Origin of the sequence: Ramlibacter tataouinensis (assembly GCF_001580455.1) — a bacterium.
Lineage (GTDB): Bacteria > Pseudomonadota > Gammaproteobacteria > Burkholderiales > Burkholderiaceae_C > Ramlibacter > Ramlibacter tataouinensis_B.
In genome coordinates this window covers 113461-135978 of record NZ_CP010951.1, presented here as the reverse complement: position 1 = coordinate 135978, position 22518 = coordinate 113461, and the positions used below count along the sequence as shown (strand labels likewise).

At 67.7% G+C, this 22518-nt stretch carries 20 protein-coding genes; 16 read left to right on the top strand and 4 right to left on the bottom strand.

Going from position 1 to position 22518, the window contains the following annotated elements:
- Positions 1-3: 3 nt before the first annotated feature.
- From carB to UC35_RS00680, 3 genes are all read left to right on the top strand, one after another.
- The gene (gene carB / locus UC35_RS00690) at positions 4-3234 is read left to right on the top strand and encodes a carbamoyl-phosphate synthase large subunit (RefSeq protein ID WP_061495123.1); all 3231 of its coding nucleotides are present in this window, start codon (positions 4-6) and stop codon (positions 3232-3234) included.
- A gap of 98 nt (positions 3235-3332) precedes the next feature.
- Positions 3333-3809 carry a transcription elongation factor GreA gene (greA, locus tag UC35_RS00685; RefSeq protein WP_061495122.1) on the top strand — a complete coding sequence of 159 codons (477 nt, stop codon included), beginning with the start codon at positions 3333-3335 and terminating at the stop codon, positions 3807-3809.
- A gap of 5 nt (positions 3810-3814) precedes the next feature.
- Positions 3815-4234 carry a DUF4149 domain-containing protein gene (locus tag UC35_RS00680; protein ID WP_061495120.1) on the top strand — a complete coding sequence of 140 codons (420 nt, stop codon included), beginning with the start codon at positions 3815-3817 and terminating at the stop codon, positions 4232-4234.
- A gap of 12 nt (positions 4235-4246) precedes the next feature.
- Here UC35_RS00680 and UC35_RS00675 read toward each other — a convergent pair whose 3' ends face one another.
- Positions 4247-4714 carry a YhbY family RNA-binding protein gene (locus tag UC35_RS00675; RefSeq protein WP_061495118.1) on the bottom strand — a complete coding sequence of 156 codons (468 nt, stop codon included), beginning with the start codon at positions 4712-4714 and terminating at the stop codon, positions 4247-4249.
- A 34-nt stretch (positions 4715-4748) separates the two neighbouring features.
- Here UC35_RS00675 and UC35_RS00670 point away from each other — a divergent pair, with 34 nt between their 5' ends.
- From UC35_RS00670 to sixA, 9 genes are all read left to right on the top strand, one after another.
- Positions 4749-5411 carry an RlmE family RNA methyltransferase gene (locus UC35_RS00670; protein WP_061495116.1) on the top strand — a complete coding sequence of 221 codons (663 nt, stop codon included), beginning with the start codon at positions 4749-4751 and terminating at the stop codon, positions 5409-5411.
- Between the two features lie 131 nt (positions 5412-5542).
- Complete coding sequence (ftsH, locus tag UC35_RS00665; protein ID WP_061495115.1) at positions 5543-7456, top strand: ATP-dependent zinc metalloprotease FtsH; 1914 nt, start codon at positions 5543-5545, stop codon at positions 7454-7456.
- Between the two features lie 101 nt (positions 7457-7557).
- A complete protein-coding gene (gene folP, locus UC35_RS00660) occupies positions 7558-8412 on the top strand; it encodes a dihydropteroate synthase (RefSeq protein WP_061495113.1) in 855 nt (284 codons plus the stop codon).
- Complete coding sequence (gene glmM / locus UC35_RS00655) at positions 8409-9743, top strand: phosphoglucosamine mutase (RefSeq protein WP_061495110.1); 1335 nt, start codon at positions 8409-8411, stop codon at positions 9741-9743. The genes folP and glmM overlap by 4 nt, the downstream gene beginning before the upstream one ends.
- A gap of 222 nt (positions 9744-9965) precedes the next feature.
- Positions 9966-10718, top strand: coding sequence for a GNAT family N-acetyltransferase (locus UC35_RS00650; RefSeq protein ID WP_227820533.1), 753 nt, complete (start codon positions 9966-9968; stop codon positions 10716-10718).
- A gap of 8 nt (positions 10719-10726) precedes the next feature.
- Positions 10727-11587, top strand: coding sequence for a UDP-2,3-diacylglucosamine diphosphatase (locus UC35_RS00645; protein WP_082793467.1), 861 nt, complete (start codon positions 10727-10729; stop codon positions 11585-11587).
- Entirely contained in the window at positions 11584-12681 is a 1098-nt protein-coding gene (locus UC35_RS00640; RefSeq protein ID WP_061495106.1) for a glycosyltransferase family 4 protein, read from the top strand. Before UC35_RS00645 ends, UC35_RS00640 begins: the two co-directional genes overlap by 4 nt.
- A gap of 18 nt (positions 12682-12699) precedes the next feature.
- A complete protein-coding gene (gene ppk1, locus UC35_RS00635) occupies positions 12700-14781 on the top strand; it encodes a polyphosphate kinase 1 (RefSeq protein ID WP_061495104.1) in 2082 nt (693 codons plus the stop codon).
- Between the two features lie 4 nt (positions 14782-14785).
- On the top strand, positions 14786-15247 hold the full coding sequence (gene sixA / locus UC35_RS00630) for a phosphohistidine phosphatase SixA (RefSeq protein ID WP_061495102.1): 462 nt from the start codon (positions 14786-14788) through the stop codon (positions 15245-15247).
- 2 nt (positions 15248-15249) lie between these two features.
- Here sixA and ppx read toward each other — a convergent pair whose 3' ends face one another.
- From ppx to UC35_RS00615, 3 genes are read right to left on the bottom strand one after another with little or no spacing between them, the layout of a single operon-like run.
- Entirely contained in the window at positions 15250-16734 is a 1485-nt protein-coding gene (gene ppx / locus UC35_RS00625; RefSeq protein WP_061495100.1) for an exopolyphosphatase, read from the bottom strand.
- A 60-nt stretch (positions 16735-16794) separates the two neighbouring features.
- Entirely contained in the window at positions 16795-17922 is a 1128-nt protein-coding gene (locus tag UC35_RS00620; protein WP_227820420.1) for an ABC transporter substrate-binding protein, read from the bottom strand.
- Positions 17923-17926: 4 nt separating this feature from the next.
- A complete protein-coding gene (locus tag UC35_RS00615) occupies positions 17927-18409 on the bottom strand; it encodes a fasciclin domain-containing protein (protein ID WP_061495096.1) in 483 nt (160 codons plus the stop codon).
- A 219-nt stretch (positions 18410-18628) separates the two neighbouring features.
- Between UC35_RS00615 and pstS the strand changes: the two genes are divergently transcribed.
- The 4 genes from pstS to pstB all read left to right on the top strand — a co-directional run bounded on the left by pstS (position 18629) and on the right by pstB (position 22512).
- A complete protein-coding gene (gene pstS / locus UC35_RS00610) occupies positions 18629-19639 on the top strand; it encodes a phosphate ABC transporter substrate-binding protein PstS (RefSeq protein ID WP_227820532.1) in 1011 nt (336 codons plus the stop codon).
- 18 nt (positions 19640-19657) lie between these two features.
- Positions 19658-20686 (top strand): phosphate ABC transporter permease subunit PstC, encoded by a 1029-nt coding sequence (gene pstC / locus UC35_RS00605; protein ID WP_061495092.1) that lies wholly within the window; start codon positions 19658-19660, stop codon positions 20684-20686.
- 120 nt (positions 20687-20806) lie between these two features.
- On the top strand, positions 20807-21715 hold the full coding sequence (gene pstA, locus UC35_RS00600; RefSeq protein WP_061495089.1) for a phosphate ABC transporter permease PstA: 909 nt from the start codon (positions 20807-20809) through the stop codon (positions 21713-21715).
- Positions 21716-21720: 5 nt separating this feature from the next.
- Complete coding sequence (pstB, locus tag UC35_RS00595; protein WP_061503609.1) at positions 21721-22512, top strand: phosphate ABC transporter ATP-binding protein PstB; 792 nt, start codon at positions 21721-21723, stop codon at positions 22510-22512.
- The last annotated feature ends 6 nt before the right edge of the window (positions 22513-22518 follow it).

Below are 22518 nucleotides of genomic sequence, written 5' to 3'. Positions count from 1 at the left end.
GACATGCCGAAACGTACCGACATCAAGTCCATCCTGATCATCGGGGCGGGGCCGATCATCATCGGCCAGGCTTGCGAGTTCGACTACTCCGGCGTGCAGGCCTGCAAGGCGCTGCGCCAGGAGGGTTACAAGGTCATCCTGATCAACAGCAACCCGGCGACGATCATGACCGACCCGGCGACGGCCGATGTGACCTACATCGAGCCGATCACCTGGCAGACGGTTGAAAAGATCATCGCCAAGGAAAAGCCCGACGCGATCCTGCCGACCATGGGCGGCCAGACGGCGCTGAACTGCGCGCTGGACCTGTGGCACCACGGGGTGCTGGAAAAGCACGGCGTGGAACTGATCGGGGCCACGCCCGAGGCGATCGACAAGGCCGAAGACCGCCAGAAGTTCAAGGAGGCGATGACCAAGATCGGCCTGGGCTCGGCGCGCTCGGGCATCGCGCATTCGCTGGAGGAGGCCTGGGCGGTGCAGAAGACCGTGGGCTTTCCCGTCGTGATCCGCCCCAGCTTCACGCTGGGCGGCACCGGCGGCGGCATCGCCTACAACCCGGAGGAGTTCGAGACCATCTGCAAGCGCGGCCTGGAGGCTTCGCCGACGAGCGAGCTGCTGATCGAGGAGTCGCTGCTGGGGTGGAAGGAATTCGAGATGGAAGTTGTCCGCGACAAGGCGGACAACTGCATCATCGTCTGCTCCATCGAAAACCTCGACCCGATGGGCGTGCACACCGGCGACTCCATCACCGTGGCACCGGCGCAGACCCTGACGGACAAGGAATACCAGATCATGCGCAACGCATCCATCGTGGTGCTGCGCGAGATCGGCGTCGATACCGGCGGCTCCAATGTGCAGTTCTCGATCAACCCTCAGGACGGGCGGATGATCGTGATCGAGATGAACCCGCGCGTGTCGCGGTCCTCGGCGCTGGCGTCCAAGGCCACCGGCTTCCCGATCGCCAAGGTCGCGGCCAAGCTGGCCGTGGGCTACACGCTGGACGAACTGCGCAACGAGATCACCGGCGGCGCCACGCCCGCCAGCTTCGAGCCCAGCATCGACTACGTGGTCACCAAGATTCCGCGCTTCGCCTTCGAGAAGTTTCCGCAGGCCGATTCGCGCCTGACCACGCAGATGAAATCGGTGGGCGAGGTGATGGCCATGGGCCGCACCTTCCAGGAGTCGTTCCAGAAGGCCCTGCGCGGCCTGGAAGTCGGCGTCGACGGCCTGAACGAGAAGACCCAGGACCGCGAAGTGCTCGAAAAGGAACTGGGCGAGCCCGGGCCGGAGCGCATCTGGTACGTGGGCGACGCCTTCGCCCAGGGCATGAGCGTGGACGAGGTCTACGAGCTGACCAAGATCGACAAGTGGTTCCTGGTGCAGATCGAGGAGATCGTGCAGATCGAGCTGGCGCTCGAAAAGATGAGCCTTCATGACCTCGACGCGGCGCAGCTGCGCATGCTCAAGCGCAAGGGCTTCTCCGACCGGCGCCTGGCCCGCCAGCTCAAGACCACCGACAAGGTCATCCGCGACCGCCGCCGCGCGCTGGGCATCCGCCCGGTGTACAAGCGCGTGGACACCTGCGCGGCCGAGTTCGCCACCAACACCGCCTACATGTACTCGACCTACGAGGACGAGTGCGAAGCCGAGCCGACCGATCGCAAGAAGATCATGGTGCTGGGCGGCGGTCCCAACCGCATCGGCCAGGGCATCGAGTTCGACTACTGCTGCGTCCATGCGGCCCTCGCCATGCGCGAGGACGGCTACGAGACCATCATGGTCAACTGCAACCCGGAGACCGTGTCCACCGACTACGACACCTCCGACCGCCTGTACTTCGAGCCGCTCACGCTCGAGGACGTGCTGGAGATCGTCGACAAGGAAAAGCCGCTGGGCGTGATCGTCCAGTACGGCGGCCAGACCCCGCTGAAGCTCGCGCTGGGCCTGGAAGCCGAGGGCGTGCCCATCATCGGCACCAGCCCCGACATGATCGACGCGGCCGAAGACCGCGAGCGCTTCCAGAAGCTGCTGCATGAGCTGGGCCTGCGCCAGCCGCCGAACGCCACCGCGCGCACCGAGCAGGAGGCCCTGGAAAAGGCGGCCGCGCTGGGTTACCCGCTGGTGGTGCGGCCGAGCTACGTGCTGGGCGGCCGGGCGATGGAAATCGTGCACGAGCAGCGCGACCTCGAGCGCTACATGCGCGAGGCGGTCAAGGTCTCGAACGACTCGCCGGTGCTGCTGGACCGCTTCCTCAACGACGCCATCGAGTGCGACGTCGACTGCCTCAGCGACGGCCAGCGCACCTTCATCGGCGGCGTGATGGAACACATCGAGCAGGCGGGCGTGCATTCGGGCGACTCGGCCTGTTCGCTGCCGCCGTATTCGCTGTCCAAGGAGACGGTGGATGAGCTCAAGCGCCAGACGGCAGCCATGGCCCGCGCCTTGAACGTGGTGGGCCTGATGAACGTGCAGTTCGCGATCCAGCAGCAGGACGGCAAGGACGTGATCTACGTGCTGGAAGTCAATCCGCGCGCCTCGCGCACCGTGCCTTACGTCAGCAAGGCCACCGGCATCCAGCTGGCCAAGGTCGCGGCCCGCTGCATGGTCGGGCAGACGCTGGACCAGCAGGGGATCAAGGACGAGGTGACCCCGCCGTACTTCAGCGTCAAGGAAGCGGTGTTCCCCTTCGTGAAGTTCCCGGGCGTGGACACCATCCTGGGGCCGGAGATGAAGTCCACCGGCGAGGTGATGGGCGTGGGCAAGACCTTCGGCGAGGCCTTCGTGAAGAGCCAGCTGGGCGCCGGCACCCGCCTGCCGCGTCCGGCCGATGCGGCCAAGAAGGTCTTCCTCACGGTAAAGAACAGCGACAAGCCGCGCGCGGTCGAGGTGGCGCGGCAGCTGGCCGTGCAGGGCTTCGAGATCGTCGCCACCAAGGGAACGGCCGCGGCCATCAGCGCCGCCGGCATCGCCTGCCAGGCCGTGAACAAGGTCACGGAAGGCCGCCCGCACGTGGTGGACATGATCAAGAACAACGAGATCTGCATGGTGATCAACACCGTGGAAGAGCGCCGCAACGCCATTGCCGACTCGCGGGCCATCCGCACTTCGGCCCTGCTGGCGCGCGTGACGACCTTCACCACCATCGCCGGCGCCGAGGCAGCGGTGGAAGGCATGAAGTACATGGACGCGCTGACGGTGTCTTCGCTGCAGGAGCTTCACGCCCAGCTTGCCTGAACGGCCCAGGCAGGGGTGTCTTATAATTCATCCCTGCAAGGACACGAACCGCCGGTCGGCAACGGCCGGCGGTTTCGCTTTTATTCCCGAAACTGAACATGGCCACCATTCCAATCACCAGACGCGGGGCGGAGCAGCTCAAGACCGAGTTGCATCGCCTGAAGACCGTTGATCGGCCTTCGGTGATCAATGCGATCGCCGAGGCCCGCGCGCAGGGCGACCTGTCGGAAAACGCCGAGTACGACGCAGCCAAGGACCGCCAGGGCTTCATCGAGGGCCGGATCCAGGAAATCGAAGGCAAGCTGGCGGCGGCCCAGATCATCGACCCGACCTCGGTCGAGGCCGGCGGGCGCGTGGTGTTCGGCGCCACCGTCGAGCTCGAGGAGGAGGACAGCGGCGAACAGGTCAAGTACCAGATCGTCGGCGAGGACGAAGCCGACCTCAAGCAGGGACTCATCAACATCTCCAGCCCGATCGCGCGTGCGCTGATTGGCAAGGAGGAGGGCGACACGGCCGAGGTGCAGGCACCCGGCGGCATCAAGCGCTACGAGATCGTCGGCGTCGAGTACGTCTGAGGCCGATGAGGGCGCGCGTCCCGGTGCTGGCCGCCGCCCTCTGGTGGGGCAGCCTGACGGCGATCGGCTTCATGGCCGTGCCCCTGCTGTTCGTGCACCTGCCGACCCCGGCCCTGGCCGGCCAGACGGCCGCCAAGCTGTTCAGCGCGCAAACCTGGGTGTCGCTGGGCTGCGGCGTGATGATGCTGCTGGCTTCGCGCTCCCCGGGTGAGCCGGCGCGGATGGACTGGGGGCGAGGGGCGCTGGTCTTCGTCGTCGCCGGTTTGCTGTGTGCGCTGTTGCAGGAGTTCGCGATCGCACCGCGCATCATGGCGCGTGAGAACCTCAGGCTGTGGCACGGGATCGGCAGCGGCCTGTTTGCCCTGCAGTGGCTGTGCGCGCTGGTGACGCTGTGCAAGCTGGCGCCGGGAAGCCGGCCGGCCTGATCCGGGCGGCCCTCAGCGCCCCTTCTTGGTCGACTTCTGCTTGGGCTTGGCGCGCTTGACCTGGCCGCCGGGCGTGAGGCGCTGGTTGCCGAGGACGCGCAGGGTCTTGACTTCCGGACGCTGGCCGCCGCGGCTGCTGTACTTGAGGACCTTGAACTCGCGCGGCCCCGGCATGCGGTCCTCGTCGACGGCCTTTTCCTTGGCCGGCTTCGGCCGCCAGAACACGAACAGCTTGCCGATGTGCTGGATGGGGGCGGCGCGGAGCTCATCGGCCAGCGCGAGGAACATCTCTTCGCGCTGCTCTCGGTCGTCGCCCAACACGCGGACCTTGATGAGCCCGTGGGCCTTGAGGGCCGCGTCGATCTCCTTGCGAACGGCGGGCGTCAGCCCGTCGCTGCCGATCATGACCACGGGGTCGAGGTGGTGCGCTTCGGCGCGGTGGACCTTGCGTTCGGCCACGGAGAGTTCGATGCGGGGCATGTGCGTATTATCTCTGGAGCGATAAGCCCTAACGATGAAGATCAAGACGAAGAGCAAGAAGGTGAATCGGGCATGGTTGAACGACCATCTGAACGATCCCTATGTGAAGCTGGCGACCAAAGAGGGCTACCGGGCGCGGGCGGCCTACAAGCTCAAGGAGATCGACGAAACCTTGAGCCTGATCAAGCCGGGCCACATGGTGGTGGACCTGGGCTCGGCGCCCGGCGCCTGGAGCCAGTACCTGCGGCGCAAGCTGGCCCCGCAAGGGGCGGCGGCCGGGGAGCTCAATGGCAGCATCCTGGCGATGGACATCCTGCCCATGGAGCCGATCGAGGGCGTGCGCTTCCTGCAAGGCGACTTCCGGGAACCGCAGGTGCTGGACCAACTGCACGAAGCCATGGGCGGCCGGATGGCCGACGTGGTGGTCTCGGACATGGCGCCCAACCTCTCGGGCATCGAGTCCTCCGACGCCGCCCGGATTTCCCATCTGGTGGAACTGGCCGTGGAATTTGCCCAGGTCCACCTTAAGCCGGAAGGGGCGCTGGTGGTCAAGCTGTTTCATGGCAGCGGCTATAGCCAGCTGGTCAAGCTGTTCAAGGAAACTTTCCGGACCGTCAAGCCTCTCAAGCCCAAAGCCTCGCGCGACAAGTCTTCCGAGACCTTCCTGGTGGGCATCGGCCTGAAACGGCACGGATGAGCTGGGGAGCGCCGGGTGGCCCACCGCCATCTGCCGCTGCCCCCTGGTCAAGTGGCAGTACTACGTCATGCCCTACTTGAAACCCCTAGAATGGGTGGCAACTAGGGTCAAACCCCCTTCCGGAGACGCGTTTGAACAATCAGTGGTTTTCCAAGATTGCGGTGTGGCTGGTGATAGCACTCGTGCTGTTCACCGTCTTCAAGCAATTCGACACGCGCGGCGCCGCGGGCGCGTCGGTGGTCGGCTATTCCGACTTCCTCGAGCAGGTGCGCAACAAGCAGATCAAGAACGCCGTCATCCAGGAAGGGCAGGCCGGCAGCACCGAGATCGTGGCCATCACCACCGATGACCGCAAGGTGCGCACGACCGCGACCTACCTCGACAAGGGGCTGGTGGGCGACCTGATCAACAACAACGTCAAGTTCGACGTCAAGCCGCGCGAGGAAGGCTCGCTGCTGATGACCCTGCTGGTCAGCTGGGGCCCGATGCTGCTGCTGATCGGCGTGTGGATCTATTTCATGCGCCAGATGCAGGGCGGCGGCAAGGGCGGCGCCTTCAGCTTCGGCAAGAGCAAGGCGCGCATGCTCGACGAGAACAACAACCAGGTGACCTTCGCCGACGTTGCCGGCTGCGACGAAGCCAAGGAAGAAGTCAAGGAAGTCGTCGACTTCCTGAAGGACCCGCAGAAGTTCCAGAAGCTGGGCGGGCGCATTCCGCGCGGCCTGCTGCTGGTCGGCCCGCCAGGCACCGGCAAGACGCTGCTGGCCAAGGGCATCGCCGGCGAGGCCAAGGTGCCGTTCTTCTCGATCTCCGGCTCCGATTTCGTCGAGATGTTCGTCGGCGTGGGCGCGGCGCGCGTGCGCGACATGTTCGAGAACGCCAAGAAGAACGCCCCCTGCATCATCTTCATCGATGAAATTGACGCGGTCGGCCGCCAGCGCGGCGCCGGCCTGGGCGGCGGCAACGACGAGCGCGAGCAGACGCTCAACCAGATGCTGGTCGAGATGGACGGCTTCGAGACCAACCTGGGCGTGATCGTGGTGGCCGCCACCAACCGCCCGGACATCCTGGACGCCGCGCTGCTGCGCCCGGGCCGCTTCGACCGCCAGGTCTATGTGACGCTGCCCGACATCCGTGGTCGCGAGCAGATCCTGAACGTGCACATGCGCAAGGTGCCGATTGGCCAGGATGTCAATCCAGCCGTGATCGCCCGCGGCACGCCGGGCATGTCCGGCGCCGACCTGGCCAACCTGTGCAACGAGGCTGCCCTGATGGCCGCCCGCCGCAACGCGCGCGTGGTGGAGATGCAGGACTTCGAGAAGGCCAAGGACAAGATCATCATGGGCCCGGAGCGCAAGTCCATGGTCATGCCCGAGGAAGAGCGCCGAAACACCGCCTACCACGAGGCCGGCCACGCGCTCATCGGCAAGCTGCTGCCCAAGTGCGACCCGGTGCACAAGGTCACCATCATCCCGCGCGGCCGCGCGCTGGGCGTGACCATGAGCCTGCCCGAGAAGGACCGCTACAGCTACGACCGCGAGTACATGCTCAACCAGATCGCCATGCTGTTCGGCGGGCGCATCGCGGAAGAGGTGTTCATGAACCAGATGACCACCGGCGCTTCCAACGACTTCGAGCGCGCCACCCACCTGGCGCGCGACATGGTGATGCGCTACGGCATGTCCGACGCGCTCGGCCCGATGGTGTACGCGGAGAACGAGGGCGAGGTCTTCCTCGGCCGCTCGGTCACCAAGACCACCAACATCAGCGAGCAGACCATGCAGAAGGTCGACCAGGAAGTGCGCCGCATCATCGACGAGCAGTACCACCTGGCGCGCAAGCTGATCGAGGACAACAGCGACAAGATGCATGCCATGGCCAAGGCCCTGCTCGAGTGGGAAACCATCGACGCCGAGCAGCTCGACGACATCATGGCCGGCAAGGATCCGCGTCCGCCCAAGGACTTCACGCCGCGCACGCCGCCCTCGTCCGGGCCCGGCGGCAGCGCGGTGGGCGCCGACAATCCCGCGCCCAGCGCGGCCTGATCCCGCATCGCACGTACTGGGGCTGGGTGGTGACCCAGCCCCTTTTTCTTTGGCCTCTTCTCCGACCCAGGGCGCCCGCGCGGAGCGGGCACAATCGCCTCATGCATTGGCAGACGTCACGCTTTCGCATCGACCTGTCCCGGCCCCGGGTGATGGGCATCGTGAACGTGACGCCGGATTCATTCTCCGACGGCGGCCGTTTTGCCAGCACGCCGTCGGCGGCGGCGCACTGCGAGGCGCTGCTCGCGCAAGGCGCGGACATCCTGGACATCGGTGGCGAATCCAGCCGGCCCGGCACGCCGCCGGTGGACCTGGAAGAGGAGCGCCGGCGGGTGTTGCCGGTGTTGCGCCACGCGGTGACGCTGGGCGTGCCGGTGTCGGTGGACACGTACAAGCCGGAGATGATGCGCGAGGCCCTGGACCTGGGCGCCGACATCGTCAACGACATCTTCGGGCTGCGGCGACACGGTGCGCTGGAAGCGGTGGCTGCTCATCCGCGATGCGGCGTCTGCATCATGCACATGCATGGGGAGCCGCAGACCATGCAACGCGATCCCATGCAGGGCGACGCGGTGCCGCAGGTGCGGCAGTTCCTGCAGGGCATCTCGCAGGCCCTGCTCGAACGCGGCGTGGCGCGCGAACGCGTGGCCTGGGACCCGGGCATCGGCTTCGGCAAGACGGTGGAGCAGAATTTCGCGCTGCTGGCCCGCCAGCAGGAACTGCTGTCGGCCGGGTACGCGCTGCTGGTGGGCTGGTCGCGCAAGTCCTCGCTGGGCACCGTCACCGGACTGCCGGTCGACGAACGCCTGGCACCCAGCGTGGCGGCGGCGCTGCTGGCGGTGGAGCGGGGCGCGCACGTGGTGCGCGTCCACGAAGTGAAGGAAACGGTGGCCGCGCTGAAGGTGCGGGTCGCCATGATGGCCGCGCTGGGCGCGAGCCTGGAGCACAGGGAATGAGCAGAACCTATTTCGGCACGGACGGCATCCGCGGCACGGTCGGCCAGGCGCCGATCACGCCCGATTTCGTGCTGCGCCTGGCGCATGCGGTGGGCCGCGTGCTCAAGCGCCGCGAGCAGCGCCCCACGGTGCTGATCGGCAAGGACACCCGCATCTCCGGCTACATGCTGGAGAGCGCGCTGGAGTCCGGCTTCAACTCCGCCGGCGTGGACGTGGTGCTGCTCGGGCCCTTGCCCACGCCGGGCGTGGCCTACCTCACGCGGGCCCAGCGCGCCAGCCTGGGGGTGGTGATCAGCGCCAGCCACAACGCGTATCCGGACAACGGCATCAAGTTCTTCAGCGCCCAAGGCACCAAGCTGCCCGACGAATGGGAGATGGCCGTCGAAGCCGCGCTGGCCGAGCCGCCGGCCTGGGCCGATTCGGCGACGCTGGGCAAGGCCCGGCGCCTGGACGACGCCCCCGGCCGCTACATCGAGTTCTGCAAGAGCACCTTCGCCAGCGACCTGAGCCTGCGCGGCCTGTCCATCGTGGTCGATGCGGCCAACGGCGCGGCCTATCACATCGCACCCAAGGTCTTCCACGAACTCGGTGCCGAGGTGCACGGTATCGGCTGCTCGCCGGACGGCCTGAACATCAACGACAAGGTCGGCGCCACGCATCCCGCAGCGCTGGTCGAGGCGGTGAAGGCGCGCGGTGCCCAGTTCGGCATCGCGCTGGACGGCGACGCCGACCGGCTGCAGCTGGTGGATTCGAGCGGCCGGCTGTTCAACGGCGACGAGCTGCTCTACATCATGACCATCGACCGCTTGGCGCACGGCGAGCAGGTGCCGGGCGTGGTTGGGACGCTGATGACCAACATGGCGGTCGAAGTGGCGCTGAAGGCCCGGGGCGTGGAGTTCGTGCGGGCCAAGGTGGGCGACCGCTACGTGCTCGAGGAGCTGGAGCAGCGCGGCTGGCTGCTGGGTGGCGAAGGCTCGGGCCACCTGTTGGCGCTGGACAAGCACACCACCGGCGACGGCCTGATCAGCGCCTTGCAGGTGCTCAAGGCCTGCGCCCGCAGCGGCAAGTTGCCCGCCGAGCTGCTGGAGGGCGTGACGCTTTTTCCGCAGACGCTCATCAACGTGCGCATGGCCGGCGGCGAGGACTGGCGGCAGAACCGCGCACTGGCCGAAGAAACCAAGCGCGCGGAAGCCGAGCTCGGCGATCACGGCCGCGTCCTGATCCGCGCCAGCGGCACCGAGCCGGTGCTGCGGGTGATGGTGGAAGCGCGCGACGCCGGGCAGGCCCAGCGCACCGCGGAGCGCCTGGCCGATACCGTGCGCGCCCGCTGAGCGGCCGGCGGCCGGCTGTCACCGGCCTGCCACGCAGGAAGCCTGGCGGCTCGCGCGGCCGCCATCCGATGCTTCAGCTCCGGATGACTCATCGCCGGCAAGCGTCACGAAACAGACGCCAAACTGCCATGTGCATGTCACCTCAGCAGCTCAGACTCCTCGGACATGAGCGAACTGCTGCATGCGATCAATGACATTTCCTCCGGCTTCCCGCGCCGAGGCATGGCCCCGGCCACCCCGGCCGGCGTTGGCGCGCACACCACGGTGGCTTGGGCCCGGCACCTGGACGAAGTCCGGGAAGCACAGCGCCTGAGATACAGCGTGTTCGCCGGCGAGATGGGCGCCCAGCTCGGTGGCACCGTTCCCGGGCACGACGTCGACCTGTTCGACGACTACTGCGAACACCTGCTGGTGCGTGAGGGCGCGACCGGCCGGGTGATCGGCACCTACCGCGTGTTGACGCCGGCGCAAGCCAAGCGGGCGGGCAGTTTTTACAGCGACACGGAGTTCGACCTCACGCGCCTGCGCCACCTGCGCGACCGCATGGTGGAGCTGGGCCGCAGCTGCGTGCATCCCGACCACCGCCATGGCGGCGTGGTGCTCGCCCTCTGGGGGGCGCTGGCGGACTTCATGGCACGCAACCGCCTGGACAACATGATCGGCTGCGTCAGCATCCCCATGCTGCACAACGGCGGGCTGGGCGGCGATGCGGCGGCCAGCATCTGGCGGCAGGTGCAGCGCACGCACCTGGCGCCCATCGAGTTCCAGGTGCGTCCGCGCATGCCGCTGCCGCTGGAGCACCTCGACGGCTCGCTCGATGTGGAACCCCCGGCGCTGGTGCGCGCCTACCTGCGCCTGGGCGCCAAGGTGCTGGGGCCGCCGGCCTGGGATCCCGACTTCAACTCCGCCGATCTGCCGATGCTGATGCGCATCGCCGAGCTGCCGGCCCGTTTCCGCAGGCAGTTCGCGGCGTGAGCGCGCGCATGGCCTTCGATGCCGTCATTCCCCCGGGAGGCGGCATCGCGGCCGCCGGCGCGCAGGAGCTTGCACATGCGTCGCCCGGGCGCCGCGTGCGCACGGTGTTCGTGTCCGACATCCACCTCGGCACGCCGGGTTGCCAGGCGCTGGCCCTGCTGGATTTCCTCAAGCACCACCCTTGCGAACAGCTGTACCTGGTGGGCGACATCGTCGACGGCTGGCAGCTGCGCAAGCGCTGGTTCTGGCCGCAGCCGCACAACGACGTGGTGCAAAAGCTCCTGCGCGCCGCCCGCAAGGGCTGCCGCGTGATCTACGTGCCCGGCAACCATGACGAGTTCGCGCGCCAGTTCGACGGCCAGTCCTTTGGCGGCATCGAGGTCGCGCGCGAGGCGGTCCACACCATGGCGGACGGGCGCCGGCTCTGGGTGGTGCACGGCGACGACTTCGATGCGGTGGTGCAGTGCGCGAAGTGGCTGGCCTACGTCGGCGACAACCTCTACGAGCTCATGCTCAGGCTCAACCGTCACCTGAACCGGCTGCGCGGCCGGCTTGGGCTGCCGTACTGGTCGCTGTCGGCCTACCTCAAGCACAAGGTCAAGAAGGCACTGAACTACGTCACCGACTTCGAGCAGGCCGTGGCCGGCGAAGCGCGCCGGCGCGGCTACCAGGGCGTGGTCTGCGGCCATATCCATCGCGCCGAGATGCGCAGCATCGGCGGTGTGCTCTATTGCAACGACGGCGACTGGGTCGAGAGCCGCAGCGCGCTGGTCGAACACCTGGATGGGACGCTGGAACTGGTGCACTGGGCCCCGACCCACGAAGTGCCGCCGGCCCGGTCGAGCAGGACACTGCAGGAGGCCTCATGAGAATCGCGCTGGTCACGGATGCCTGGCAGCCCCAGGTCAACGGGGTGGTCACCACGCTGGTCGAGCTGGTGCGCGAGTTGCGCGCGGCCGGCCACGAAGTCAAGGTGATCGAGCCCCAGCAGTTTCCGCGCCGGCCGTGCCCCGGCTACCCCGGGATCGATCTTGCGGTCCGTCCCGCGCGCCGCCTGGGCGAATTGCTGGACGCCTTCCGGCCGGAAGCCATCCACCTCGCCACGGAGGGGCCGCTCGGCTGGGCGGCACGCCGCTACTGCCTCAAGGCCGGCCTGGCCTTCACCACCGCTTTCCACACCAAGTTTCCCGAGATCGTGAACGCGGCGCTGAGGGTGCCCGTGTCCTGGGGCTACGCGCTGATGCGCCGCTTCCACCGGCCGTCCTCGGGCGTCATGGTGCCGACCGAGAGCGTCCTTCGGATGCTGGATCAGCGCGGCTTTCGCAATCTGCGGGCCTGGACTCATGGCGTGGACGCCTCGCTGTTCCAGTTCCAGGCACAGGCGCGTGACTGGGTGCCGCTGGGCGACTTGCCGCGCCCGCTGGCGCTGTTCGTCGGTCGCGTTTCGTACGAGAAGAACATCGGCGCCTTCCTGGACATGGAGTTCCCCGGCAGCAAGGTGGTGTGCGGCGTTGGGCCGGTGGAAGCCCAGCTGAAGCAGCGCTACCCGCATGTGCGCTGGGTCGGCTTGCTGTCGCGCGACCGGCTGGCCCAGCTGTACGCCGCGGCCGACGTGTTCGTGTTCCCCAGCCACGCCGACACCTTCGGGCTGGTGATGGTCGAGGCCATGGCCTGCGGCACGCCGGTCGCGGCCTATCCGGCCGACGGCCCGCTGGAAGTGCTGGGCCGCCGCAACGAGAGCGGCCGCACGCTGGGCGGCGCGATGCATGAGGACCTTCGCCAGGCCTGCCACGCCGCCCTGGCCGTTCCGCGCGGGGAGGCGCGCGCGAGGGCGCTGGACTTCAGCTGGGGCCGGGCCGCCGCCGTGTTCGAGAGCCATCTCGTTCCCGCGCGCGCCGGCGCCAGGTCGAACGTGGACTGCGCTGTCACACAACTGTCATCCGGGCGTTCGACACTGTCATGACTCAGCCACGAAAGAGTCATGTCCGCCGTTCCCGTGCCGCCCCTCCATGAGGCGGTTGCCTTCATCGATCGCGACCACAGCATCCTCGCCTTCAACGAGCGGGTGCTCGACTGGGCCCATCGCACCGATGTGCCGCTGCTGGAGCGCCTGCGCTACCTGTGCATCGTCTCATCCAACCTGGACGAGTTCTTCGAGGTGCGCGCGGCGACGCACCTCGATGCGCTGAAGGCCGGCGATCTGAAGGGCGCGCAGGGCTTCGAAGCCCTGGCGCGCGCGGCGCATGCGCTGGTGGGCCGCCAGTACGCGCTCTACAACGACGAGCTGATGCCGGCCTTCGCCAGGCAGGGCATCGCCATCGTGGCGCATGGCGAGCGCAACGCGGCCCAGCGGGCCTGGGTGCATTCGTACTTCGAGTCCGAAGTGCGTCCCCTGCTGGTCCCGGTCGGGCTGGATCCTGCGCACCCCTTCCCGCAGGTGGCCAACAAATCGCTCAACTTCATCGTGCGTCTGGGCGGCAAAGACGCCTTCGGCCGCGAGAACGAGATCGCGATCGTGAAGGTGCCGCGCGTGCTGCCGCGGCTGATCCGAATGCCGCCCAAGGTATCGGGGAAGAAGACCCTGTTCGTATCACTGTCCAGCGTCATCCGGGCCCACCTGGCCAGCCTGTTCCCGGGTCGAGAGGTGGGCGAGTTCTCGCAGTTCCGCGTCACGCGGCACTCCGACCTGGCGGTGGACGAGGACGATGTGAAGGACCTGCGCACGGCCCTTCGCCTGGGGCTGCAGCAGCGCCACTACGGACAGGCGCTACGGCTGGAGGTGTCCGCCGGGTGCTCCGAGTTCCTGGCCGCCTTCCTGCTGGCGCAATTCGCACTGCCCGCGCCATGCCTGTACCGCGTCCACGGACCGGTGAACCTGGTGCGGCTGGCGCAACTGATCGATCTGGTCGATGCGCCCAAGCTGCTGTTTCCCGCGTTCAGGCCCTCGTATCCGGTGCAGCTGCAGCCGGGGCGTTCGATCCTCGACCAGGTCAGGAAGCGCGACATCCTCGTGCACCACCCCTTCGAGAGCTTCGACGGCGTGCTGGCCTTCCTGCGCGAGGCCGTGCAGGACCCCAAAGTGCTGGCGATCCGCCAGACCATCTACCGCACCGGCGCGGACTCGGAGCTGATGGAACTCCTGGCCGAAGCGGTGCGCCTGGGCAAGGAAGTCACCGCCGTGGTGGAACTGAAGGCCCGTTTCGACGAGGAAGCCAATATCAACTGGGCCGAGCGGCTCGAGGCGATCGGCGCCCAGGTCGTGTATGGCGTCGTGGGCCTGAAGACGCACGCCAAGATGCTGCTGGTGACGCGGCGCGAGGGTCGCAGCCTGGTGCGCTATGCCCACCTGTCGACGGGCAACTACAACCCGCAGACCGCGCGCCTGTACACCGACCTCGGCTTCTTCACGGCCGACCCCCACATCACGGCGGATGTCGACAACGTGTTCGTGCACCTGGCCAGCCACAGCCGGCTGCCGCGCATGGCGCAGGTCTGGCTCGCGCCTTTCCACCTGCATCGTAAGCTGATCGACAGGATCGAAGCGCTTGGCGCCGCCGCGGCCCAGGGTAAGAAGGCCCGGATCGTGCTCAAGCTCAATGCGCTGACCGACGTTCCGCTGAGCGAGGCGCTGGTGCGCGCCGGCAAGATGGGCGTGCACATCGACCTGCTCGTGCGGGGCGCCTGCATCCTGCCGGCGCGCCAGCCGGGCGTCACCGACAACATCCGGGTGCGCTCCGTCATCGGCCGCTTCCTGGAGCACTCGCGCGTCTTCTACTTCCGCCTCGACCACGACGAGCAGGTGTACCTCTCCAGCGCCGACTGGATGAACCGCAACATGCTCCGGCGGGTCGAGCTGGCATGGCCGGTCAACGACCCGGCGCTGCGCCAGCGCATCATCGACGAGTGCCTGGTGGCCTACCTGCACGACGACTGCGATGCCTGGGACCTGATGCCCGATGGCCGCTACAAGCGCGCGCCCCGGGCAGGCGAGCTCAAGGGCCATGGCGCCCAGGCGGCGCTGATGACCAGGTATGCGGCGCCGGCGGGACAGGAAAGGGCTTGAGAAGGTGGAACTGATCCTGTGGCGGCATGCCGAAGCGGAAGAGGTCGCCCCGGGCGCCGACGACCTGCGGCGCGCGCTCACGACCCATGGCGAGAAGCAGGCCGCCCGCGTGGCCCTGTGGCTGGACCGGCAACTGGTGGACAGCGCCCGGATCCTGTGCAGCCCGGCCCTGCGCTGCGAGCAAACGGTGATGGCGCTGGGCCGCAAGTACAAGGTGCGCGAAGAGCTGGCGCCAGGCGGCAGCCCCGATGCGCTGCTGGCGGCGGCACGGTGGCCTGACAGCAGGCAGCCGGTCCTGATCGTCGGCCACCAGCCTCTCTTGGGTGAGACCGCGGCCCATCTGCTGGGCGTCGACGGCCGCGGGCTGACGATCCGGAAGGGCGGGGTGTGGTGGTTCCGCTCGCGCGAGCGCGAGGGCGGGCAGGAGGCCGTGCTGATGGCGGCGCTCTCACCCGGCCAGGCCTGACCTCAGCCCAGCTCGAAAGCCCAGGGCGTCTTCTGCCAGGCGGCGGCTTCCTCGCGCAGCAGCCAGGCCGATTGCGGATGCTTCGCTGACCAGGCGGCGGGCAGCTTCAAGGTCATGCTGCGGTCGCCGCCCGAAAGCTGCAGGCCGCGCAGTTCGGGGTCGCGCCGCGCATGGCACAGGATCACCGCCAGCCGGATGCAGGCCAGCTGGTGCACAAAGGGTTCGTCGCCGAAGTCGATGTCGAGCTTGCGCAGCTTGCCCCGGTGCCCGAGCACCAGCTGGCCCAGGCGATGCAACTCATGCGCCGCGAAACCCGGCGCGTCGGTGTTGTCGAGAATGTAGGCGCCGTGCTTGTGGTAGTCGCTGTGCGAGACCGTGCTGCCGATCTCGTGAAGCTGCGCGGCCCAGGAGAGCTTGCGCTCGTGACGGGCCAGCACCTGGTCGTCATCGGCATGCCGCAGCTGGCGAAGCAGGGTGCAGGCTGCGGCAGCCACCCGCGCCGCCTGCGCCGCATCGGCGTCGAACTTCGCGCACAGGCGTTTCACCGTGGTCGATCGCATGTCGGTCACCGGCTGCTCGCGATCGAGCATGTCGTAGAGCACGCCATGGCGCAGCGCGCCTTGCGCGGCCTGCATGCTGTCGATCTGCAGGGTGTCGAACACGGCGCGCAGGACGCTCAGACCCCCGCCGATCACCGGCCGGCGGTCGTCCTTGAGGCTGGGAAGCCGCACCTTGTCGACATGGCCGCTGGCCACCAGCTCGGCCCGCAGCCGGTCCAGGTCTTCGCGGGTGATCAGGCCGGCCGGCCCGCCGGCCGCGGCAACGATGTCGGCTACCGCGCCTATGGTGCCCGAGGAGCCGTAGGCCACCTCCCACCGGTCGCGCTCGTAGGCGTCCAGCGCTTCCTCCAGCACCGCCTGCGCGGCGAGTTCGGCTTCATCGAAGGCCTCGTGCGTCAATGCGCCCTGCGGGAAGTAGCGCATCGACCAGGCGACGCTGCCCACGCGATAGCTGGCCATCAGGTTCGCATCAACGTGCTGCCCCAGGATCAGCTCCGTGGACCGTCCGCCGATGTCCACCACCAGCCGCTGTTCATCCGATTGCGGCAGCAGGTGGGCCACGCCCTGGTAGATCAGGCGCGCCTCTTCGGTGCCCGAGATCACGTCGATGGGAAAGCCCAGGGTCCGGTGCGCCTGGGCCAGGAAGGCGTCGCGATTGCGCGCCTCGCGCAGCGTCTGGGTGGCCACGGCGCGCACTTGCGAGCGGCGAAAGCCGGCCAGGCGCTCGGCGAACCTGGCCAGGCAGTCCCAGCCGCGCTGCATGGCTTCCTGGGTGAGGTTGCGGGAGGCATCGAGCCCGCTGCCTTGGCGGACGGTCTCCTTGATGTACTCGGTGCGCCGGATCTGCCCGTGCTCCAGGCGCCCGATTTCCAGGCGGAAACTGTTGGAGCCGAGATCGACCGCGGCGAGCAGGGAACCGTTTTGCATTCGGGAATCGAACAGAAGGATGGGCCAGCATGTTAGCGGCCGCCGGTGCCCCCGGGCCGGTCAGCCGATCACCCGGCCGTCGGTGGTGAGCATGCTTTGCGTGACGAAGGTGCCGCCGCGGCGACGGCCGTCGTAGCTGACGCGGAAGCCGCCGACGTCGAGCGTCTCGCGCCGCTGGAAAGCTGCGAGCACGGAGGCTCGGCTCAGCTGGCCGTCCACGCCACCCAACACCTCGAACGCGTAGCGGGCGGCGATGAAGCCGGCCAGGCTGAGGGGCGCCGGCGGCTCGTCGAACAGCCGGGCCAGCACCTCACGGTACTTGCGCACGATGGGGTGGCTGGCCGTGACCATGGGCACGGACTGCGTGGCGATCACCGGCGTGTGGCGGGCGGCGCCCATCTGCTGCAGTGTCTGCAGGTTGACGTCGGCCAGCGCCACGACGTAGCGCTGACGCGATTGCCGCTCCAGCCCCTGGGTGAACTGGACCAGCTCGGGCGTGCCGCCGACGAACAGCAGGATGGCCGGCGAGGCCTGCGTCAGTTGCTGGCCCAGCTGCGCCAGGTTGCTGCCGCGGTAGGCGACGATCTTCAGGCCCAGCGCGGCTGCGGCGTGCTCCAGCTCATTCCTGTGCCCGGCGTACTCCTGCTCGCCCGCATAGACGACCCCGAGCTCGCGCACGTTCACCACGCTCAGCGATTTGAGCGCATGGGCGATCTGTTCCTGCCGCGGCGCGAAGATCGGGAAGGTCTGGTCGTCCAGCTCGAGCCCGGAGTTCTGCAGCCAAGGGGCCACATGCGCGATGCCGAGCCGTTCCGCGCGCAGCGCCGTGGCCACGCGGGTGGCGGCGACATCGCCGGCGCTGCCGCACAGCAGCAGGCAGTCGGGGTTGTCGCGCACCGAGGCAAGCGCGGCACGCACGCTGGCGGCCGTGCCGTCGACTTCGATCGTCGCGTGCTGCACGGTGCGGCCGCGCAGGCCGCCGCGGGCATTGACGTCCTGCCACGCGGCGCGCGAGCCGATCAGGAAGTCCTTGGAAACGTCTTGCTGGGCTGGCGAGGTGTCCACGATCTGCGCGATCGTGATGCCGCGGGCGGACGCCTTGCCCGACTGCGCCAGCGCCCACGCCGGGGCAGCGAGGGTGGCCGCCGCAGCCAGCATCTGGCGGCGGTTGATGGGTCGCGATCTCACGATTTCAGCGGGACGGCGGCAGCAGCACGCGATCGACCGTATGCACGACGCCGTTGGCCGCCGCGATATCGGCGTGCTGGACCATGGCGTCCTCGACCGTCACGTAGCTGCCGGCGCGCGAGAGCTCGAGCTTGGCGCCCTGGCTGGTCTGGACACTGCCGTTGCGCACGTCGGCCGCCATGAGCCTTGAGGGCAGGACGTGGTAGGACAGCACGGCCTTCAGGCGCGCCGGGTTGCTGTTCAGCTCGTCCATGGTCTTGGCCGGCACGGCCTTGAACGCGGCGTTGGTCGGCGCGAAGAAAGTGTAGGGGCCGCCGGTGCGCAGCGTTTCGGACAGGCCGGCGCGGTTGACGAGCTCATTGACCGTGCTCAGCTCGGGATCGCGGGCCAGGGCATCGGCGACGGAGGCCGGTTGCGGGGTGGAGGTCGCGCAGGCAGCAAGGAGCGCGGCGGCGGGCAACAGGGCGACGAGGCGGCGTTGGATCATTTTGGATTTCCTCGAGGTTGAGACGGGGCAGAGCTTAGGAAGCCGATGTGACGCATCTGTGACCGCCGCATGACGCTTCGATGACAGCGGGCGGTGTTGCGCGGGAAATTTCCCCGCACCGCCGGGCCATGTCACGGGGTTGTCACAAATCATTCCTAGAGTCGGCCGCATTGATTGCACAAAAGAGGTGAATCCATGAACCGACTGATACCCCTGCTGATGATCGGCGGCGCCGCGCTCGCCGCCACCGGAGTCGCGACTGCCCAGGAAGTGACTGGCGCCGGCGCCAGCTTCCCGGCGCCCGTGTACGCCAAGTGGGCGGCCGACTACAACAAGGCCACCGGCGCCAAGGTGAACTACCAATCCGTGGGTTCCGGGGCCGGCATCCGCCAGATCGACGCCAAGACGGTGGACTTCGGCGCCTCCGACATGCCCCTGAAGGACGATGAACTGGCCAAGAAGGGCCAGCTGCAGTTTCCGACGGTGATCGGCGGGGTGATCCCCGTCGTCAACATCAAGGGCATCAACCCGGGCCAGCTCCAGCTGACCGGCCAGGTCCTGGGTGACATCTACCTGGGCAAGATCGCCAAGTGGAATGATCCGGCGATCAAGTCGCTCAATCCGAACCTCAATCTGCCGGATGCCGCGATCGCGGTCGTCCGCCGTGCCGACGGCTCGGGCACCAGCTTCATCTTCACCAACTACCTGTCCAAGGTGAACCCCGAGTGGAAGGCCAAGGTCGGTGAAGGCACCGCCGTCAACTGGCCGACCGGTGCCGGCGGCAAGGGCAATGAGGGGGTGGCAGCTTTCGTCGGTCGCCTGCCGAACTCGATCGGCTACGTCGAATACGCCTACGTCAAGCAAAACAAGATGACCTACGCGCTGGTGCAGAACGCCGCCGGCAAGTTCGCCAAGCCCGATTCGACCTCCTTCAAGGCCGCCGCGGCGAACGCCGACTGGTCCAAGACCTTCTACCAGATCCTGACGAACCAGCCGGGCGACACCACCTGGCCGATCACCAACGCCACCTACATCCTGATGCACAAGGTGCAGGACAAGCCCGCGCAGGGCGCCGCCGTGCTGAAGTTCTTCGAATGGGCCTACAAGAACGGCGACAAGACCGCCGACGACCTCGACTACGTGCCCATGCCCGCCACCGTCAAGACCCAGATCGAGAAGGCCTGGGGCGAGATCAAGGACGGCTCGGGCAAGCAGATCGCAGCCAAGTAAGGCATCCGGGCGGCGTGCATGTCTTCTACACTCTCGGCCCATGAGGCCTCCCTGGACTTGGCCCTTGGCAGCCGCGAGCGTTCAATGACGCCGCCGCCCGCGCCCGCGCGTCGCAGAAGTCCGTTGGCCGACCTGCTGTTCGGCTGGGCCGCCAAGGGCGCGGCCCTGCTCACGCTCAGTCTGCTGCTGGGCATCATGCTGTCCCTGGTGGTCGGCGCCTGGCCGGCCATCGAGAGATTCGGCCTCGGCTTCCTGTTCAGTCCCGTCTGGGACCCGGTGGGCCTCGAGTTCGGCGGGCTGGTGATGATCTACGGCACGCTGGCCACCTCGCTGATTGCCTTGCTGATCGCCGTGCCGGTGAGCTTCGGCATCGCGCTGTTCCTGACCGAGCTGTCGCCCGCCTGGCTCAAGCGCCCGCTGGGCACGGCGATCGAACTGCTGGCGGCCGTCCCTTCCATCGTCTACGGCATGTGGGGCCTGCTGGTGTTCGGTCCCATCCTCGCCACCTGGGTCCAGCAGCCGCTGCAGGCGCTGTTCGGCAACGTGCCCATCCTGGGCGCGCTGTTCTCGGGGCCGCCGGTGGGCATCGGCGTGCTGTCGGCGGGAATCATCCTCGCCATCATGATCATCCCCTTCATCGCGGCGGTGATGCGCGACGTGTTCGACGTCACGCCGCCCATGCTCAAGGAATCGGCCTACGCCCTGGGTTCGACCACCTGGGAGGTGGTGACCCGGGTCGTGCTGCCCTACACCAAGTCGGGCGTGATCGGCGGCATCATGCTCGGGCTCGGCCGCGCGCTGGGTGAGACGATGGCCGTCACCTTCGTGATCGGCAACTTCAACCAGCTCGACACCCTGTCGCTGTTCCAGGCCGCCAACAGCATCACCTCGGCCCTGGCCAACGAGTTCGCCGAAGCCGCCAGCGGCCTGCACCAGGCGGCGCTGATCTACCTCGGGCTGGTGCTGTTCTTCATCACCTTCGTGGTGCTGTCCTTCTCGAAGCTGCTGCTGGCGCGCATGCGCCGCGGCGAGGGAGGCAAGGCATGAGCCGCACGGCCGCTCCGAAGGCTCATAGCACCGCAGCCCGCAGGGCGGAGGTTATCCAATGAGCCGCACGGCCGCTCCGAAGGCTCATGGCACCGCAGCCCACAGGGCGGAGGTTATCCAATGAGCCGCGCCGGTGATGCCCTGACAGGCACTGGCGCGCGGCTGCTGCACTCGGCCGACGAGCAGCAGGCGCGCGACCGGCGCTACCACGCGCGCAAGCGCGTCAACCGCATCGCGCTCACGCTGTCGCTGGTGGCGATGGGCTTCGGAATGCTCTGGCTGGTGTGGATTCTCTGGGAAACGCTGATCCTGGGGGTCGGCGGGTTGGCCTGGTCCACCTTCACCCAGATGACGCCACCACCCAACGAGGCGGGCGGCATCGCCAACGCGCTCTGGGGCTCGTTCGTGATGGTCCTGCTGGCCACCTTCGTGGGCACGCCCATCGGCATCATGGCCGGCGTCTACCTGGCCGAGTACGACCCCAAGGGCTGGCTGGGCAACACCACGCGCTTCGTCAACGACATCCTGCTGTCGGCGCCATCCATCGTGATCGGCCTGTTCGTCTATGCGGTCGTGGTGACCCGGATGAAGTCCTTCTCGGGCTGGGCCGGCGCCATGGCGCTGGCGCTCATCGTGATCCCGGTAGTGGTCCGCACCACCGAGAGCATGCTGCTGCTGGTGCCGTCCGCCATGCGCGAAGCCGCCTACGCGCTCGGCGCGCCCAAGTGGAAGGTGATCACCAGCATCACGCTGCGCGCCGCGCGCGCCGGGGTGGTCACCGGCGTGCTGCTGGCCGTGGCCCGCATCTCCGGCGAGACCGCGCCGCTGCTGTTCACTTCGCTGAACAACCAGTTCTGGACCAGCGACTTCGACCAGCCGATGGCCAGCCTGCCGGTGACCATCTTCAAGTTCGCCATGAGTCCCTACGAGAACTGGCAGCAGCTCGCCTGGGCGGGCGTGTTCCTGATCACGCTGGCCGTGCTGGGGCTGAATATCGCCGCGCGCCTGCTGACGCGCAGCAAGCATTGAACATCATGACGCCATCGATTCATTCGACTCTTTCGACTCAGGCAGCGGCCAAGATCTCGGTGCGCAACCTGGACTTCTACTATGGGCGCTTCCATGCGCTTAAGGGCATCAACCTCGAAATCCCGGAGCGCAAGGTGACGGCCTTCATCGGCCCGTCGGGCTGCGGGAAGTCGACCCTGCTGCGCACCTTCAACCGCATGTACTCGTTGTACCCGGAGCAGCGCGCGGAAGGCGAGGTCGTGATGGACGGCGAGAACCTGCTCACCTCGAAGAAGGACGTGGCGCTGATCCGCGCCAAGATCGGCATGGTGTTCCAGAAGCCCACGCCGTTCCCGATGTCGATCTACGACAACATCGCCTTCGGCGTCAGGCTGTTCGAGTCCCTGGGCTCGGCCGAGATGGACGACCGCGTGGAGTGGGCCCTGCGCAAGGCGGCACTGTGGAACGAGGTGAAGGACAAGCTGGGCCAGAGCGGCCTCGGGCTGTCCGGCGGCCAGCAGCAGCGGCTGTGCATCGCGCGCGGCATCGCGATCAAGCCCGAAGTGCTGCTGCTGGACGAGCCCTGCTCGGCGCTGGACCCGATCTCCACCGGCCGGATCGAGGAGCTCATTGCAGAGCTGAAGGATGATTACACCGTGATCATCGTCACGCACAATATGCAACAGGCCGCACGCTGCAGCGACTACACGGCTTACATGTACCTGGGCGACCTGGTCGAGGTCGGCGAGACCGAGCAGATCTTCTTCAAGCCCCGGCGCAAGGAAACCGAGGACTACATCACCGGCCGGTTCGGCTGAAGGTGC

What these genes read in the sequence shown, in the direction of transcription:
- pstB (WP_061503609.1), top strand. Translation starts at nt 21,721, where the DNA reads ATGACGCCATCGATTCATTCGACTCTTTCGACTCAGGCAGCGGCCAAG.
- UC35_RS00650 (WP_227820533.1), top strand. Translation starts at nt 9,966, where the DNA reads ATGGCCCCGGCCACCCCGGCCGGCGTTGGCGCGCACACCACGGTGGCT.
- pstS (WP_227820532.1), top strand. Translation starts at nt 18,629, where the DNA reads ATGATCGGCGGCGCCGCGCTCGCCGCCACCGGAGTCGCGACTGCCCAG.
- UC35_RS00670 (WP_061495116.1), top strand. Translation starts at nt 4,749, where the DNA reads ATGAAGATCAAGACGAAGAGCAAGAAGGTGAATCGGGCATGGTTGAAC.
- ppk1 (WP_061495104.1), top strand. Translation starts at nt 12,700, where the DNA reads ATGTCCGCCGTTCCCGTGCCGCCCCTCCATGAGGCGGTTGCCTTCATC.
- pstA (WP_061495089.1), top strand. Translation starts at nt 20,807, where the DNA reads ATGAGCCGCGCCGGTGATGCCCTGACAGGCACTGGCGCGCGGCTGCTG.
- UC35_RS00640 (WP_061495106.1), top strand. Translation starts at nt 11,584, where the DNA reads ATGAGAATCGCGCTGGTCACGGATGCCTGGCAGCCCCAGGTCAACGGG.
- UC35_RS00675 (WP_061495118.1), bottom strand. Translation starts at nt 4,714, where the DNA reads ATGCCCCGCATCGAACTCTCCGTGGCCGAACGCAAGGTCCACCGCGCC.
- carB (WP_061495123.1), top strand. Translation starts at nt 4, where the DNA reads ATGCCGAAACGTACCGACATCAAGTCCATCCTGATCATCGGGGCGGGG.
- glmM (WP_061495110.1), top strand. Translation starts at nt 8,409, where the DNA reads ATGAGCAGAACCTATTTCGGCACGGACGGCATCCGCGGCACGGTCGGC.
- UC35_RS00645 (WP_082793467.1), top strand. Translation starts at nt 10,727, where the DNA reads ATGGCCTTCGATGCCGTCATTCCCCCGGGAGGCGGCATCGCGGCCGCC.
- folP (WP_061495113.1), top strand. Translation starts at nt 7,558, where the DNA reads ATGCATTGGCAGACGTCACGCTTTCGCATCGACCTGTCCCGGCCCCGG.
- greA (WP_061495122.1), top strand. Translation starts at nt 3,333, where the DNA reads ATGGCCACCATTCCAATCACCAGACGCGGGGCGGAGCAGCTCAAGACC.
- UC35_RS00615 (WP_061495096.1), bottom strand. Translation starts at nt 18,409, where the DNA reads ATGATCCAACGCCGCCTCGTCGCCCTGTTGCCCGCCGCCGCGCTCCTT.
- UC35_RS00680 (WP_061495120.1), top strand. Translation starts at nt 3,815, where the DNA reads ATGAGGGCGCGCGTCCCGGTGCTGGCCGCCGCCCTCTGGTGGGGCAGC.
- pstC (WP_061495092.1), top strand. Translation starts at nt 19,658, where the DNA reads ATGTCTTCTACACTCTCGGCCCATGAGGCCTCCCTGGACTTGGCCCTT.
- ppx (WP_061495100.1), bottom strand. Translation starts at nt 16,734, where the DNA reads ATGCAAAACGGTTCCCTGCTCGCCGCGGTCGATCTCGGCTCCAACAGT.